The sequence below is a fragment of the Chelatococcus sp. YT9 genome (assembly GCF_018398315.1).
Classification (GTDB): Bacteria; Pseudomonadota; Alphaproteobacteria; order Rhizobiales; family Beijerinckiaceae; genus Chelatococcus.
This window is the reverse complement of record NZ_JAHBRW010000002.1, coordinates 347,319-361,853: the sequence shown is the minus strand read 5'-3', so window position 1 is coordinate 361,853 and position 14,535 is coordinate 347,319. Positions and strand designations below refer to the sequence as shown.

General features: G+C 60.7%; 13 protein-coding genes. 2 read left to right on the top strand and 11 right to left on the bottom strand.

The genetic code is table 11. The features are described 5' to 3' along the window. Positions 1-49: 49 nt before the first annotated feature. The 7 genes from KIO76_RS21690 to KIO76_RS21660 are packed head-to-tail and all read right to left on the bottom strand — an operon-like array spanning position 50 to position 7,084. Positions 50-490 (bottom strand): GlcG/HbpS family heme-binding protein, encoded by a 441-nt coding sequence (locus KIO76_RS21690; protein WP_213325677.1) that lies wholly within the window; start codon positions 488-490, stop codon positions 50-52. 17 nt (positions 491-507) lie between these two features. After that, a complete protein-coding gene (locus KIO76_RS21685; RefSeq protein ID WP_213325676.1) occupies positions 508-1,266 on the bottom strand; it encodes a transporter substrate-binding domain-containing protein in 759 nt (252 codons plus the stop codon). Continuing rightward, positions 1,263-2,648, bottom strand: a complete 1,386-nt coding sequence (locus tag KIO76_RS21680; protein WP_213325675.1) for an aminotransferase — start codon at positions 2,646-2,648, stop codon at positions 1,263-1,265. Before KIO76_RS21680 ends, KIO76_RS21685 begins: the two co-directional genes overlap by 4 nt. A gap of 25 nt (positions 2,649-2,673) precedes the next feature. Next, the gene (locus KIO76_RS21675) at positions 2,674-3,981 is read right to left on the bottom strand and encodes a TRAP transporter large permease (protein WP_213325674.1); all 1,308 of its coding nucleotides are present in this window, start codon (positions 3,979-3,981) and stop codon (positions 2,674-2,676) included. Beyond that, a complete protein-coding gene (locus KIO76_RS21670; protein ID WP_213325673.1) occupies positions 3,978-4,535 on the bottom strand; it encodes a TRAP transporter small permease subunit in 558 nt (185 codons plus the stop codon). The genes KIO76_RS21675 and KIO76_RS21670 overlap by 4 nt, the downstream gene beginning before the upstream one ends. A gap of 22 nt (positions 4,536-4,557) precedes the next feature. Then, the gene (locus KIO76_RS21665) at positions 4,558-5,640 is read right to left on the bottom strand and encodes a C4-dicarboxylate TRAP transporter substrate-binding protein (RefSeq protein ID WP_213325672.1); all 1,083 of its coding nucleotides are present in this window, start codon (positions 5,638-5,640) and stop codon (positions 4,558-4,560) included. Next, positions 5,627-7,084: an amidase gene (locus KIO76_RS21660; protein ID WP_213325671.1), complete on the bottom strand. Its 1,458-nt coding sequence runs from the start codon at positions 7,082-7,084 to the stop codon at positions 5,627-5,629. The genes KIO76_RS21665 and KIO76_RS21660 overlap by 14 nt, the downstream gene beginning before the upstream one ends. A 167-nt stretch (positions 7,085-7,251) precedes the next feature. Between KIO76_RS21660 and KIO76_RS21655 the strand changes: the two genes are divergently transcribed. Continuing rightward, positions 7,252-8,163, top strand: a complete 912-nt coding sequence (locus KIO76_RS21655) for a LysR family transcriptional regulator (RefSeq protein ID WP_213325670.1) — start codon at positions 7,252-7,254, stop codon at positions 8,161-8,163. Positions 8,164-8,183: 20 nt separating this feature from the next. On the opposite strand, the gene KIO76_RS21650 is transcribed toward KIO76_RS21655, so the two are convergent. The 3 genes from KIO76_RS21650 to KIO76_RS21640 are packed head-to-tail and all read right to left on the bottom strand — an operon-like array spanning position 8,184 to position 11,604. Beyond that, positions 8,184-8,819, bottom strand: coding sequence for a hypothetical protein (locus KIO76_RS21650; protein ID WP_213325669.1), 636 nt, complete (start codon positions 8,817-8,819; stop codon positions 8,184-8,186). 27 nt (positions 8,820-8,846) lie between these two features. Next, entirely contained in the window at positions 8,847-10,094 is a 1,248-nt protein-coding gene (locus tag KIO76_RS21645) for a M24 family metallopeptidase (RefSeq protein ID WP_213325668.1), read from the bottom strand. A gap of 28 nt (positions 10,095-10,122) precedes the next feature. Further along, the gene (locus KIO76_RS21640; protein ID WP_213325667.1) at positions 10,123-11,604 is read right to left on the bottom strand and encodes an ABC transporter substrate-binding protein; all 1,482 of its coding nucleotides are present in this window, start codon (positions 11,602-11,604) and stop codon (positions 10,123-10,125) included. Positions 11,605-11,996: 392 nt separating this feature from the next. Here KIO76_RS21640 and KIO76_RS21635 point away from each other — a divergent pair, with 392 nt between their 5' ends. Continuing rightward, positions 11,997-12,443 (top strand): CBS domain-containing protein, encoded by a 447-nt coding sequence (locus tag KIO76_RS21635; protein ID WP_213325666.1) that lies wholly within the window; start codon positions 11,997-11,999, stop codon positions 12,441-12,443. Between the two features lie 106 nt (positions 12,444-12,549). On the opposite strand, the gene recQ is transcribed toward KIO76_RS21635, so the two are convergent. Continuing rightward, positions 12,550-14,352 carry a DNA helicase RecQ gene (gene recQ, locus KIO76_RS21630; protein WP_213327059.1) on the bottom strand — a complete coding sequence of 601 codons (1,803 nt, stop codon included), beginning with the start codon at positions 14,350-14,352 and terminating at the stop codon, positions 12,550-12,552. Positions 14,353-14,535 lie beyond the last annotated feature (183 nt).

Genomic DNA, 14,535 nt, shown 5'->3' with positions numbered 1-14,535 from the left:
ACGCCCCGGGTGCGACGGCGTTCCGACGGCAGGCCGCAAGGCTATTCCGTCAGTTCACCTCATCGCCGGTATCCTCGGAAAGGCGCACTGCCTTGATACCGGCAACGGCACAGATCTCGTCATTGACGGACGTGTCACCGCTGATGCCGACGGCGCCGACGATCGCATTGTCCGCGTCGCGAATGAGGACGCCGCCTGGCACCGGCACCATACGTCCGCCGGACATGGTGGACAGCGCGCTAAAGAACTGTGGCACGGCATCGGCGCGGCGTGCCAGTTCGCGCCCGCCGAAGCCCATGCCGAGCGTGCCCCATGCCTTGCCGATGGCGATTTCAGGGCGGAGCAGCGAGGAGCCGTCCTCACGCATCAGGCAGACGAGTGTGCCGCCGGCGTCGAGCACGGCGATCGTCAGGGGGGCGAGCTTGAGCTCCCGGCCTTTCGCCAGAGCCGCGACACACAAGTTCTGCGCTTGCGCAAGAGAGATGCTCACTGATCGTCCTCTGCCCTTCACCGGCCCGCTGGCGCGACGGCTTCGTCGCCAAGCCCGTGGCTGTCAAAAATCCGCCTGATCACGCCCGCCGTCTTCGCATTTTCCAGGAAGGTGGTTGCCAGATGCAGCGCCACCGGCTTCTCCTTGCCAACGGCAATCGAGATGCTGGTTTCCTGAAAAGCCTCCGCCATCACGACGGAACCGGGGTAGCCAGCCTGGACAGCGCGTAAATAGTCCTCCGAGAGGGCCACGGCATCGACCACGCTGGATGCGAACAGGGCGATCGCCTCATCGACGCTTGGCACGTCAATCGCCCGTTCAGCCCCGAAGGTGCGGATTGCGGCACGCAATGTCGTCGTCCCGGCGATGCCGACGAAACGTCGGCCACGTTGTCGATAACCGGCGATGCTGGCGATGCCCGCGCCGTCGACGAGCAATGTGCTGCGCAGGAGGTAGTAGGCAGGGCCGAAATCGACCTTGCGGCGGCGCTCATCGTCAACGGGCATGAAGGCGACGTCGACAACGTCTGCGGCAAGCGCTTCGGTGCATTCGCCGGAGTTCGGAAACACCTGGAAAGTGGCGTCCGCATCGAGGCTGTGCGCCAGTTCTCGCGCGATATCCACGGTAACGCCATCGGGCCGCATCTGGTCATCGACACTGACGAAGAACACGCCGGCGGTCGGCGCGCGGACTACGCCGACGCGAAGCTTTCCAGTGGTCAACAGGGCGTGGCGCGCCGTAGCGTTATCGGCGATCTCCATGGGGAGAGCACTCACAGGGTTCCCTCCACTTCGCGCACCGCAAGCGCGAGCCGGGTGGCCAAGGTTCGTATCTCCGCCTCGGTGATGATCAGGGGCGGGCATATGGCAATGATGTCGCCGATGGCGCGGATGAAGAGCCCATGCTGCTCCGCGGCGGCGGCGATCCGTGGCCCGACCTTCAAGGCCGGGTCGAAAATGCGCCTCGACTCTTGGCTCGACACGAGCTGGACGCCCGCCAGAAGGCCACGCCCGCGAATCTGGCCGACGACAGCGGAACCAGCGAGTTCGCCGCGGAGCGCTTCCTGGAGCACGGCTTCCATGGCGCGGGCATGCGCGACGATGCCGTCGTCTTCATAGATACGGATGGCCTCGCAGGCTACCGCCGCGCCGACCGGATGGCCTGAGTAGGTCATGGTGAGGCCGAACACAGGGAGCTGATCGCTCTGCTCGAGCATGGCCTGATAGACGCGCGCGTTGATGAGCACCGCCGACAATGGGAAATAGGCGCTCGTAATGCCCTTGGCGCAGACGATCATGTCTGGCACGAGGCCCATGGTCGTCGTGCCGAACATTGCGCCGGTCCGTCCGAAGGCCGTGACAACCTCGTCGGCAACGAGCAGGATGCCGTAGCGCTTCAGAAGCGCCTGCAAGCCCTCGAGATAACCTGCGGGGGGCACGACGATGCCCGCTGACGACATGACCGGCTCGGTATAGAAGGCCGCGATGGTATCGGGGCCTTCCGCCTGAATGAGAGCCTCGATTGACGCCAATAGGCGCCGTGAGAATTGCTCCTCGGTTTCTCCGTCCTGGCCGCCAAGGTAGAAATCCGGGCATTCGACGTGGAGAAAACCGGGAAGCGGCAGGCCGAATTGCTGATGCACATAGCCCACGCCCGACAGGCTGGCGGTTGCGATGGTGTTGCCATGGTAGGAGCGGGCGTGGGCGATGAACTTGCGCCGCTGGGGTTCGCCCCTGGCGTGCCAGTAGTACCAGGCCAGACGGGCCGCGCAGTCGTTGGCCTCGGAGCCGGTGCTCGCGAACCAGACATGGCTCATCGGCACAGGGGCGATCTCGATCAGCTTCGTCGCAAGCTCGATAACGGGTCCATGGGAGCGGTGGTTGGTCAGGTGGTAGTAGGGGAGCTTCTCCATTTGCCGGCTGGCGGCGTCCACCAGCCGTTGTTCGCCAAAGCCGAGCGAGATGCACCAGAGGCCCGACATGCCCTCCAGATAGTCGTTTCCCTGGGCGTCGCGCACAAAGACACCCTTGCCGCTCTCGATCATGAGGGGGCCGCGATCGAGATGCTGGCGCAGGTTGGTCAGCCCGTGCACGACATGGGCCTTGTCGCGCGCTTCCGGCGAGTTCGGGCGGGGGGCGGCGTCCATCAACGGCGGCATGGCGGTCCTTCCATCGGTTCGCCGCTCAGAGAAGCATCAGCGAGAGCTGCGGGAAGATGACGAGCAGGGCGAGCACGAAGGTCATGACGAGCACGAAGGGGAAAACCCCGATGAACACGTCCGACAATGAGATGTCTTTCCGTCCCAGCGTGTCATGCACCACAAAAGCCGCGATTCCCACCGGCGGGGTGATGATGCCGATCTCCACCGCCACGATGATCACGATGCCTATCCAGATCGGATCGGCGCCGAAGTTCATGAGAATGGGGAACATGATCGGCACGGTGATCAACATGATCGAGGTGGAGTCGAGGATCGCGCCCAGGACGAGCAGTGCCGCGATGAAGATCAGGAGGACCGTGTAAAAGCCGAAACCGGAGCTTGCGATCCAGCTGGCGAAGAAGTTCGGCACCCCGGAGAAGGCCAGCATGCGTGAATAGAGGCTCGCGGCGATCAGGAGGAAGCAGATCGTTGAGGTCACCGTCGCGCTGTCGACCAGAAGACGCCAGAAGGCTTGCCAGGTCAGGCGCCGCATGGCGACCGCGAGGATCAGCGACAAGCCGGCGCCGACGCCCGCCGCCTCGGTCGCTGTGAAATAGCCGCCATAGATGCCGCCCATGACGAGACCGACCATGGCCACAACGGGAGCAATCTTGATGGCGGCCTCGCCGGCTGTCAGGCTGTCCTGCGCGTCCGCTTCGGTTTTCGCGATCAGTTCCGGCTTGAGATGCACCGCCGCCATGATGCCAAGCGCGAAAGCGCAAGCGAGCACGATGCCGGGGACTATGCCGGCAATGAACATCTTGCCGATCGAAACATCCGTGAGGATGCCGTAGAGGATCATCAACACGCTGGGCGGGATCAGCATGCCGAGCACCGAGCTACCCGCTACGATGCCGACAGCCAGCCGCGGATTGTAGCCGAAACGCAGCATTTCCGGCACGGCGATGCGCGTGAAGACCGACGCCGAGGCGATCGACACACCGGTGATCGCCGCAAAACCCGCATTCGCAGCGACGGTCGAGATTCCGAGGCCGCCCTTCAGACGGCGAAACATCCAGTTCGTCACATCGAACAGGTCCCGCCCGTAGTTCGCGGCACTGACGACGAACCCCATGAAGACGAACAGCGGTATCACGCCGAAATTGTAGTCCGCGATGCTGTCGGCGACGGAGAGCGCGAGCAGGTTCGAGGCCACATCGAAATTGCCCCGCATGATCCAGACGCTGACGAAGGACAGCACGACCAGGGCTATGCCGACATGCATGCCGATGTAGATCAGCCCCACCATGAGCACGATGGAGATCAATGCGACCATCACGCCGAGCGTCATTGACGGGCTCCACCATCGCGCGCCAGACCGACGTGGCGCCAAAATCGCAAGATGAACTGGATGGAGATCACCGCGCTGCCGATGATCGTGACAGCCTTGACAGGCCAGACCGGCACGAAGAACCCGGCGACACCGCCGAAATACTGATTGCTCGTCCAGGCAAACAGGAAATAGCGCATCGTCGTCGCGACGATGAGTGCGAAAACCACGGCACCCGCCAGCGAGAAGATCGCCTCGAGGCCATGTCCGATCATCGGGCGCGTCTGGCAAAGCTTGTCGATGAAGGAGCCATTGCGCGTCAGCCGCTCGGCGCGCACAGCGTAACCGAGCTGCAGGAAAACAATCGAGACCATCGACATGGCGACCAGCTCGGGCACGCCGGGTACGGCATGCCCGAAAATCTCGCGGCCGATCACGTCGGCGATGATGAGGCCCGCGAGCACGAGGATGAGGATGGTGCCCAGGGAACCGAGGGCGAGCACGCCTCCGGCAAAGATGCGCTCGACAATCCCGGCCTCAGATGCTGCCGTTGCCTCACGACCGTCAGTCGACATGATGCCCGCTCCCGCCTCGTGCTCAGCGATAGGCCGCGTCCCAATCGCGTGCCGGCTTGGCGCCGCGCTTGCGCAGCTCGTCCATGTAGAAGACGAGCACTTCACGGCCGGGCATGCCTTGGCTCTCGAGGCGCTTCACCCAATCGCCAGCGAGGTCCGGCAAGGCGGCCGCCCATTTCGCGCGCTCTTCCTGCGGGAGAACATGGACTGTCACGCCGGCCGCCTTCATCGTCTCGACAGCGGCAGCAGCCTCGGCGACCTCGAGGTTGGCGAGCGCCTCCTCGTATTTCAGGGCAGCCTTGCGGATGATGTCCTGCACATATGGGGGCAAGCTGTCCATCTTCGCCGTATTCATCGAGAGCGCCACGACATACTGGGTGCCGAAATTGACGACGTTGAGGTGTTTGGCGACTTCCTGAAGCTTAGCTTGCTGCATCCCGGCTGCCGGGCCCGTGGCGCCGTTGTAGACGCCGTTCTGCAGGTCGTTGTAGTAGGTCGTGAAGTTGCCGTTCACGGCGGTGGCGCCGGTGCCGCCAAAGAAGTTGCCGACCACGCCGGCCGCGCCGATCTTCTTGCCCTTCACGTCGTCGAACTTCTCGATCGGGAAGGTCCCGATGATATTGTGGCTGGCATAGACGTAATGCGCGATGGGCTGCTGGCCGAAGCGTGCCCACTGCTGTTTAACTGCCGGGAACTTGTCATAGATCGCCCGGACGATCTCGACCGTCTGCTTGACGTCATCGGAGCCGAAGGGCGCCATATAGGTGAACATGTTGAGCGGGAGTTCGCTTGGGCGGATCACGTTTGGCGAGACGACGATATCGACGAGACCGGTCTGCGCGCCCTCCAGCAGGCTCTCGAACTTGACGATCGTGCCGCCGAAGCCGGTTGTCCAGTTGATGGTGTCGCCCTTGCCCGCTTCCTTCATCGCCTTGTTGACTTCGGGAATGAAGACGGTTTCGAGCAACTTCACGAAGGTCTGTGTATTCGGGTGGCCCGCGCCCACGATGATGTCATAGGTCGCGGCCTTCGACGCGCTCACGGAGGCGAGCAGGCCGGCAGCCGCGAGGCATGCAAGCGTCTTGAGGTACTTAGGCATGCGCATGGTTCTTATTCCCCTCTAGGAAGTTGGCACAGTGCTTAAAGACCAAATCTTTGCTCAACGGCTTAAAGCCGATTGCCTGCTCAGCCGCCAGTGCCGCGTTCAGCACGCGCTGGTCAGCAAATTTCGGGCCGACGATCTGGAGGGCGACAGGCAGACCGTCCGTGGCCACGCCACATGGCACGGTCGCTGCTGGCTGCTGGGTCAGGTTGAAGGGGTAGCAGAAGGGCGCCCAATCGAACCAATGCGTATAGAAGGGTGGAAAAAGCTCCTCGTCGGCGGGGGGCGCCGTCAACCCGAGCTGCGGCGTGATGAGGAGATCATAGGTTTCGTGAAACTCGACCATGCGCGCATTGAGCGCGTCGCGTTTCATCATGCCGATCCCCACATAGTCATCGGCCGTGATGCCGAGACCTGACGTGGCAAAAGCGAGATATTTCGGGTCCATGGCCCTGCGCGCATCCTCGGACATGGCAAAGGCGGTGCGCGCGGCTCCGGCCTTGTAGATCATGTCGATCATGTCACGGGCGTCCTCGAAGCCGGGATCGACCTCCTCGATGATCGCCCCGACATCGGCGAGCCTGTTGACCGCGTCGCGGATAATGCGGGCAACTGCGGGGTCGACCGCCGCAAAGCCGAGAGTGGGGCTGAAGGCAACTCGAAGTCCGGCCAGCGCGGGCGTCAGGTCATCGAAGCAGCGGATCCCATGCGGCGGGCTTGTCCAGTCACGATGATCCGGACCCGACATGACCTGCGCCATCAGCGCGACGTCGGACACGGTCCGCGCGATGGGACCGGTATGCACGATGTCACCCATGTGGGTGGCGCGGGGGTGCTGTGGAATGATGCCGTAGGTTGGCTTCAGCCCCGCCAAACCACAAAACGCCGCTGGAATGCGCACGGAGCCTGAGCCGTCGGTACCCAGCGCGAGCGCCCCCATATAGGCAGCAACCCCGGCGGCGGCGCCGCCACTGCTGCCGCCCGGTGTGCGCTCCAGGTTCCAGGGGTTGCGCGTGATGCCGAAACGGGGACTGTCGGTCAGCCCCTTCCAGGCGAATTCAGGTTGCGTTGTCTTGCCGAGAAAAACTCCGCCGGCCTCCCGCAGGCGCGCGGCCGCCGGACCGTCGAAACTGTCGGGCGACGGTGAGGCTGGCGTTGTCCGTGAACCAAGATAGCGTGGCCAACCCTTCACGGCGGCGAGATCCTTGAGCGTGGTTGGCACGCCGTCGATCGGCCCGGCTGGCTCGCCTCGCATCCAGCGCTGCTCGGAGGCTTTGGCCGATGCCTGCGCACCTTCAGGGTCAAGGAAAGCGAAAGCATTCAGCGCCGGATTGAGGGCATCGATGGTCTCAAGAGTCTGCCTGACAACTTCCGTAGGCGAAAAATCCCGCTTGCGATAGCCGCTGACGAGTTCGGTGGCCGTGAGCGTCGTCAGATCCGAATTCATTCCCACTCCCGCCTGCGTTCAGTTGCAACACCGTCCACCCTTCAATGAGGGCTGCGGGTGGTTTGCACTTCGCCGATCCAGACAGGCTAGGAGCCGGTATTGAATAGAACAAGCAGATAAGTCATATTGAAGCCATGCCGAAAATCGATAGGTAGGTCACTGTGGATGTGCGCCAGCTAGAGTATTTCCGGGAAGTTGCCGAAACCGGCGGCTTTAGCCGCGCGGCGAACCGTATTCGCATCTCCCAATCGGCTCTCAGTCGGCAAATCATGCTGCTGGAAGAGGAGCTGGGCGCCAAGCTTCTGGAACGACACGCCCGGGGTGTTCACCTGACCGAGGTGGGGCGACTGCTCTACGAGCGCGTGGACTTTCTCTTACGCCACATCGCCAACATGCGTGAGGAGATCATAGATCGGCGCGATTGGCCCACAGGTGCGCTGCACGTCGGTATTCCCCGCTCCATGCGGACCTTGCTGAGCAAACCCGCCATAGCGCGCTTCATGCAGGATTACCCCGGTGTCTTCTTCCGTTTTGTGGAGGACACCTCGGCTCTCGTGCGCGACAAGCTTCTCCGTGGCGAACTGGACCTCGGCCTTCTTTCAATCCACGAGCCCGCATCGGCGTTGGAAAGCCGACCACTCCTCAAGGAACAAATGTTTTTGGTCGGGCCGCCGTCGGCTGGCTTGTCCCTTGATCGGGCTGTTGAGTTGCGCTCCCTGGCCGAGCTGAGGATCGTTGGTCTTTCACGGCCTGCCAGCCTGCGTGTTGCTCTGGAGAAAGCCGCATCGGCACAGGACGTCGTCTTAAACATTCGCGCTGAAATCAACGCGACGATCGCGCTCGATCTCGTCTCGCAGGGGCTCGGTTATAGTGTCTATTCCTATTGCGGCCTTCACGACCACTTGGTGGCCGGAAAAGTCTCCGCGGCGCCGATCACGGGCTTTGACATCGAGTGGATGCTTGCCTCGTCAAAAGAGCGGCCTCTGACGCAGGCGATCAAGATCTTTGAGGGGATGTTGCGCGAACAAGCCGCTTGCGCCATCAGCTCCGGCGCCTGGCGGACAGCGGTGCTGGTCTGAGCGGGCCTGTCAAAAGGCTTTCAATCTGTCGAGGGTGGGGGATAGGTCAGCGTGTAAATCCACAACTTCGGCTTGAGTGTCAGAAGATCAGGATCGTCAGAGCTTATCTCGACATCGCCGACAAAGCGCTCAAGATGCTGGGGCGGTAGTCCCCCTTCGATGTCGAAATAGGCGTTGAAGAAGCAGCCGCCCGGCAGCTTTTCCAGCTTCGTTTCATCGAAGTGCCCGGCGCCCGCGACGTCGAAGCCGAAGCCGTTGATCTTGAATGGCCTGCCAGCGCGTTGCTCGATATCCTGGATTGCCATGCCATTCTTGATGCCGAGCGGGCCGGTCCATTTGTTCTGCTCACCGAAGACGGTTATTACACTCGGAAGACGTCGTTTCTTCTCGTCATGCCACTCGATCTCAAGCCGCCGACTTGCGTCTTTCGCGAAAAGCACGGTGGCTTTGACGATCTCACCTTCGGGGCGATTCACGCCTGCGAAAGTAACGTTCTTCGCGCCGTATAGCTTGACGAGACGGGCGTGGCTGGTGGATGGCGCAAACTCTGCTCTGCACTCGACGACGTATTGCGAGCGCCGCGCATCCGTCTCATGCGCTTGCGCCGGGAAGGCAACGAGCAGAAGGGGAAGAATGGTGCGGAGGGGCGGCATCAACTCACTTTTCCTTCCACCATCAGCGCCCTAGTTCGATACGTATATTTCTTGGATCTCTCGAGGAAGTTTATTCATCGAATATGCCCCGCTGTCTGAGACGACGATATGATCTTCAATCGTCAAGGCTCCGATTCCATCGATATACATCGGAACCTCGAAAGCGAATACCATGCCTTCCTCGAGTGGCATATGCTCATTCGCCGCTATATAAGGCCATTCTTCGTTCCAGACGGACGCGCCTATGCTGTGCCCGTAATGACCACGATGAAAGCCTGTGAAGCCGGCCTTATGAATCGATGTTTGCACGGCCTCGTAAATTTTCGATATCGGATTCCCGGGGAAAAATTGCTGAAACCCGGCTTCCCAAGCCTCAAGGATGACCTTGTAAAGATCACGTTGAGAGGGTGATGCTTGGCCCAGGAAAAAGGTGCGCGCGACGTCGGAAATATAACCTGACATTGAACAACCGCAATCGAGCTTAATGGCATGACCGAGTTCGAGCGGGTCGGTCGTATTTCCACGCCCGCTGGCATTGGGGCCGCAGCAAAAAGCTGCCCATGACGAGTCGAAGTCCTGGATACCTTGCCGACGTACTTCACTGAGAAGCGCCGACTGGAAAATCACCGATAGGTCACGTGCGCAGAGACCGGGCTCGATGGCTTCCACCGTGTGCGCAATTCCGAGTTCGGTGAGCTCGCAGGCCGCACGCAGGATCGAGATCTCCACCGGTGATTTGACCAACTGAAGTCGTTTCAGAAGAGCGGAGCTATCGACGAATTCGACGGTCGGCAGAGCCAATTTGAATGCGGCAAGATCGTTGGCCGGAATAAAATCCATCTCGATGCCGAGCCTCGAGCGACCTAAGCCGCCTGCTTGAATCAATTCTCGCAATTGTTGAAGGGCAAGGTCCAAGTCATATGTACTGGGACGTATTCCCCCAGTGTTCTTGGCACCCTCGATGCAGTCGGGTATCGACCTATTCCTGCCGCCGGGTTCGAGCCGACGGAAATCGATCCAAACCGGGTGAATTCGAACGTTCTCTGCCCCCATATGCCGGAAAGCGCCTTCGAGCGCGTCAGCGACCACAACAGATACGGGGCGATCCACATCGGCGTCCACCAGTGCCATCTGGGTTCCCGCCCGTCTCCAGGATGATAGAAACCCCGGATGGCTTCCTGTCACGTAGCGGAAGTTCTCAGGTTGCACGACAACGAGGGCGTCAATGCCTTCTGCTTTGAGGCTCGCTGCGCATCGCGCCCTATTCATATAGCCCATGGGATATCCTCAGCTGAACGACGTCGCGTCAAGTCAGGCTCAGCGTCGCGTAGCCACTTCGAACCCCGTCGGGCCCGGTAACGAAATTGTCCACCTTCGCGTTGGCAATGGCGACGTATATCGGTCGGGCGAGGGGCAAAATGGGAAGATCCGTCATTGCGATCTGCTGAAAACGCTTGAACAGTGTCGCTCGTTTGGTGGGGTCGAGCTCGACGGACGCTTTTGATAAAATCTCGTCCATTTCAGGATTATGATAGCCGGATGCGTTAACAAAAGGCGTGCCTTGCTTGATCGCGGCCGAATGATAGAAACGTTGAAGTCCGATTGAAGGGTCTGCTGCGACCGTGCAAGGAAGGATCAAAATATCGAAGTCATAATCGGTGTAGACTCGTCTTATGACGGACGGGACGTCACCAGGTTTGAGGTCGAGTTCAATGCCGACCTTGCGAAGCTGTTGCCGCAAGAACTGACCGGCGCGCCCGTAGGTATCGCCGATATTGGGCCAAACGAGCGTCAACTTGAAGCGAGTTCCATCAGCGCCCTTCGGATAGCCAGCCTCATCGAGGAGAGCCTCTGCCTTTGCGATATCATATGGATAGGATGGCACATCGGCGGAATAGAAATGCGGGAGCGTTTTGGGGATCGGGCCCGTGAGTTCCTCGGCCAGTCCGTACCACACGGTTTTTCGCATCGCATCGCGGTCTATGGCGTGCATCAACGCCTGGCGGACCGGCAGTTTTGCGAGGTGCGGGTTGCGGAGGTTGAGTTCCAAGACATCATTGTTATTCGTCAGCTCGATGCCACGCATCTCCACCTTGAACTTTGCATTGTCCTGGAAACGCTTTACCTCGTTCAGCGGCACCGGTCCCTCTCCGCCGAGATGCAGTTCCCCAACTTCGAACGCGGCGACGCGCGCGCTTGGCTCGGCGTAGAAGCGCACGATGATCTTGTCGAGGAGCGGCTTTCCGGTTTCCCAATAAGCTGGGTTCTTCTCCAGAGTAATGTGGCTGCCACGCTGCCATTCCACAAACTTGAATGGTCCAGTCCCGATCGGAGCATTGTTGGCAGGGTTCTTGAGGACATCGGTGCCATCATAGACATGCTTGGGCACCATGGGCGATTCCCATGCGGCTAGGGCATACATCAACGCGGGCGCGGGCTCGCTCAGCTTCAAGATCGCTGTCAGAGGATCTGGGGTTTCTACCGCCGTGACCTTGGCAAATACGCCGCGTCCACGCGGATGATGCTTTTTTAGAATCTCCATTATGGAATAGGCAACGTCAGCGGAGGTGAAGGGTTTGCCATCATGCCATTTCACACCGTCGCGGAGTTTGAAGGAGATGGTCAACCCGTCGGGTGCGACCTCCCAAGAGGTGGCCAACTGCGGCTGCGGCTTGAGATTGAAATCATAGGTGAGCAGCCCCTCGGTCATCTTGCCGGAAATGACGGCCACTTCGGCGGTCGTGTTGAAGGCCGCGAGCAATGTGCTCGGCTCAACATTGATGCTCATCAAAAGCGGAGTGCCTGCCGCGCTCGAACGGTCAGGCGCGAGTGTCGGTGCCAGAACCGCGGCGGTTCCCGCCAGAAGAACGGAGCGGCGGGTTGGCTCTCGCCGGGTGCTATCGGTCATCGGAAGGTTCCCCATTTCAAAATTTATAGATTTTAAAATAGGTTATCAGTGCTTCGCGTCGTCTCCTAGTTCGACGTACTTTTTGATACGGATTTATTTTTATCGAATTTGGTCGTTCCGCGGAGGCTTACGGGTACAGCCGAGCTCATAGGGTGTCGCTCAAGGTGATGGTCAGCGGGGGACGCTTGCGGCAACGAGCCCATCGGAACATCTGAGTGCTGGTGTCGTTAGGAGTGCGGGATCACAACACTTCCAACACAGGAGTGACGATCATGAAAGTGAGCGAAGTGATGACACGTGACGTTCGTGTCGCCAGTCCCGAAGATACCATCCAGCAAGCAGCCCGCATCATGGCGGAGATTGATGCGGGTATCGTGCCCGTCGGTGACAACGACCGGCTCGTGGGCATGCTATCGGACCGTGACATTGCTGTGCGGGCCGTGGCGCAGGGCATGGATCCCTCCACGCCTGTGGGGGAGGTCATGACGCGCGATATCAGATACTGCTTCGACGACGAAGATACGGAGGAGGTTTGCCACAACCTTGCCGATCAGCAGATCCGCCGCATTCCAGTAGTGGACCGGGCAAAGCGGCTCGTCGGCATTCTTTCGCTTGGCGATATCGCGACCAGCAACAGCATCTCGGGCGTTGGCGAGACCCTCGCGGCGATCTCACGTCCCGGTGGAGACCATTCGCAAACGAATAGTCTTCGTTGGTAGTTGCTCGACCATCGCAGTACGGGTGCGGGAATTGCATTTCCGCACCCGTGCAATATTTGGTTGCCCGGTGTCGCAACGCTTCCCATGCGTTCGCCGGAATCTCCGCCTAGATGTGGTCTGCCAGGACCTGGAGAAAGGCGGAGCCGTAGCGTTCGAGCTTGGCCTCGCCGATGCCGGGCACATCAGCCATCTCTACCAGAGACGTGGGACGTGCTGCCGCCAGTTCGACCAACGTCCTGTCGTGGAAAATTACGTAGGGAGGCACGTTCTGGGCGCGTGCTAGTTCCATGCGCTTCTTCCGAAGCGCCTGAAAGAGATCATCATCCCCTGCGCGAATGGCAACCGAGGGTTTGATGCCCCGCGCGAGTTTATCACGTTTGGGGCGGGGAGCGCCCGGTTCACGAAGCATGAGAGTCGGCTTGTCCCGCAGAAAGTCGCGGCCTGCGGACCCGATAGACAGGCCGCCATGACCAGCGAGATCGACATCGACGAAGCGTAGCGCGATCAACTGGCGTAGGATCGCTCGCCAGGTGCGGCTGTCGTGCTCGGTGCCAATACCGAAGGTGGAGATGCGATCGTGCCCGAACTGCGCGATGCGGTCATTTACGGCACCGAGCAACACCTCGATAATATAGGCCTGCCCGAAGCGCTCGCCCGTGCGATAGATGCATGACAGGGCCTTCTGCGCGGCTATCGTGCCATCGAACAGCTTTGGCGGTTCGGTGCAGGTATCGCAGTTCCCGCATGGCGCGCCATGCTCGCCGAAATAGGACAAAAGCACTTGTCGGCGACAGCGCGCGGTCTCCGCAAGCCCAAGCAGTGCATCGAGTTTTTGGCGCTCCATGCGCTTGCGCTGGTCAGGTGCTTCCGATTCCTCGATAAAGCGGCTGCGCAGCGCGATATCTTCGTAGCCGTAAAGCATGAGGGTTTCAGACGGCAGGCCATCACGGCCGGCCCGACCCGTCTCCTGATAATAGGCCTCGATGCTGCCCGGCAAATCGACATGGGCGACGAAGCGCACATCCGGCTTGTCGATCCCCATACCGAAGGCGATCGTCGCGACCATGACGACCGCTTCATCGTGCTGAAAGCGCGTCTGGTTGGCCTCCCGCGCGGCCTTCTCCATGCCGGCGTGATAGGTGAGCGCATTATATCCTTGGTCACGCAGCCAGGCCGCGGTTTCTTCCGTCTTCCGTTTCGACAGACAGTAGACGATGCCGCTTTCGCCCTCGTGGCGCCTGAGAAAAGTCTTCAGCTGCGCGCGCGGGTTATCCTTCTCCGCGATGGCGTAGCGGATATTGGGGCGGTCGAAACCGGCAATAAAGGCGTCAGCTTCCGCGATCTCGAGATGGGAGAGTATCTCCGCGCGCGTCGGCTCGTCGGCAGTCGCCGTCAGCGCCATCCGCGGCGTGTCGGGAAACTGCCGGATAAGGAGATCAAGTTGGCGATAGGAGGGGCGGAAGTCATGTCCCCATTGCGACAGGCAGTGTGCCTCGTCGATGGCGATCAGCGCCAGCCGCGCTTGGCCAAGCCGCTCCAGGACATCCTGACGAAGCAGCGTCTCCGGCGCGACGTACAGCAGGTCGAGGCCGCCGCTGTGAATGTCGCGCCAGAGTGCACGTCGCTCATCGGGCATCAGATCCGAGTTGAGGGCAGCTGCCCTCACCCCCGCTTGCCGCAAGGCCGCGACCTGGTCTGCCATCAGGGCCAGAAGTGGCGACACGACGAGGCCCATACCTGGTCTTGCGATGGCGGGGATCTGGTAGCAAAGGGACTTGCCGCCGCCCGTCGGCATCAGCACGAAGGCATTGTTGCCGCTGATGACATGTTCGACGATGCGTGCCTGTGGCCCCCTGAACGCATCATAGCCGTAGACAGTCTTAAGGATTTCGAGGGCAGTGGGGATCATCAGCGTCAACATGAAGAATCAGGGAATATCCTTCATAGCAGCTTCGCCGCGACAACGTCCTTGACGCGCTTTCACCCCAATCCTTGCTAAAGCTTTCCAATGGTTTGCGCGCCGTGGCTGCCGGACGATCCACATGGAAGGCGTACGGCTTCCATTGCGCTCGATTGGCCTCGCTGAGCAGTG

Coding starts and splice junctions, on each gene's coding strand:
- KIO76_RS21680 (WP_213325675.1), bottom strand. CDS start 2,648: ATGCCGCCGTTGATGGACGCCGCCCCCCGCCCGAACTCGCCGGAAGCG.
- KIO76_RS21675 (WP_213325674.1), bottom strand. CDS start 3,981: ATGACGCTCGGCGTGATGGTCGCATTGATCTCCATCGTGCTCATGGTG.
- KIO76_RS21670 (WP_213325673.1), bottom strand. CDS start 4,535: ATGTCGACTGACGGTCGTGAGGCAACGGCAGCATCTGAGGCCGGGATT.
- KIO76_RS21665 (WP_213325672.1), bottom strand. CDS start 5,640: ATGCGCATGCCTAAGTACCTCAAGACGCTTGCATGCCTCGCGGCTGCC.
- KIO76_RS21660 (WP_213325671.1), bottom strand. CDS start 7,084: ATGAATTCGGATCTGACGACGCTCACGGCCACCGAACTCGTCAGCGGC.
- KIO76_RS21645 (WP_213325668.1), bottom strand. CDS start 10,094: ATGGGCTATATGAATAGGGCGCGATGCGCAGCGAGCCTCAAAGCAGAA.
- KIO76_RS21640 (WP_213325667.1), bottom strand. CDS start 11,604: ATGAGCATCAATGTTGAGCCGAGCACATTGCTCGCGGCCTTCAACACG.
- KIO76_RS21635 (WP_213325666.1), top strand. CDS start 11,997: ATGAAAGTGAGCGAAGTGATGACACGTGACGTTCGTGTCGCCAGTCCC.
- recQ (WP_213327059.1), bottom strand. CDS start 14,352: ATGATCCCCACTGCCCTCGAAATCCTTAAGACTGTCTACGGCTATGAT.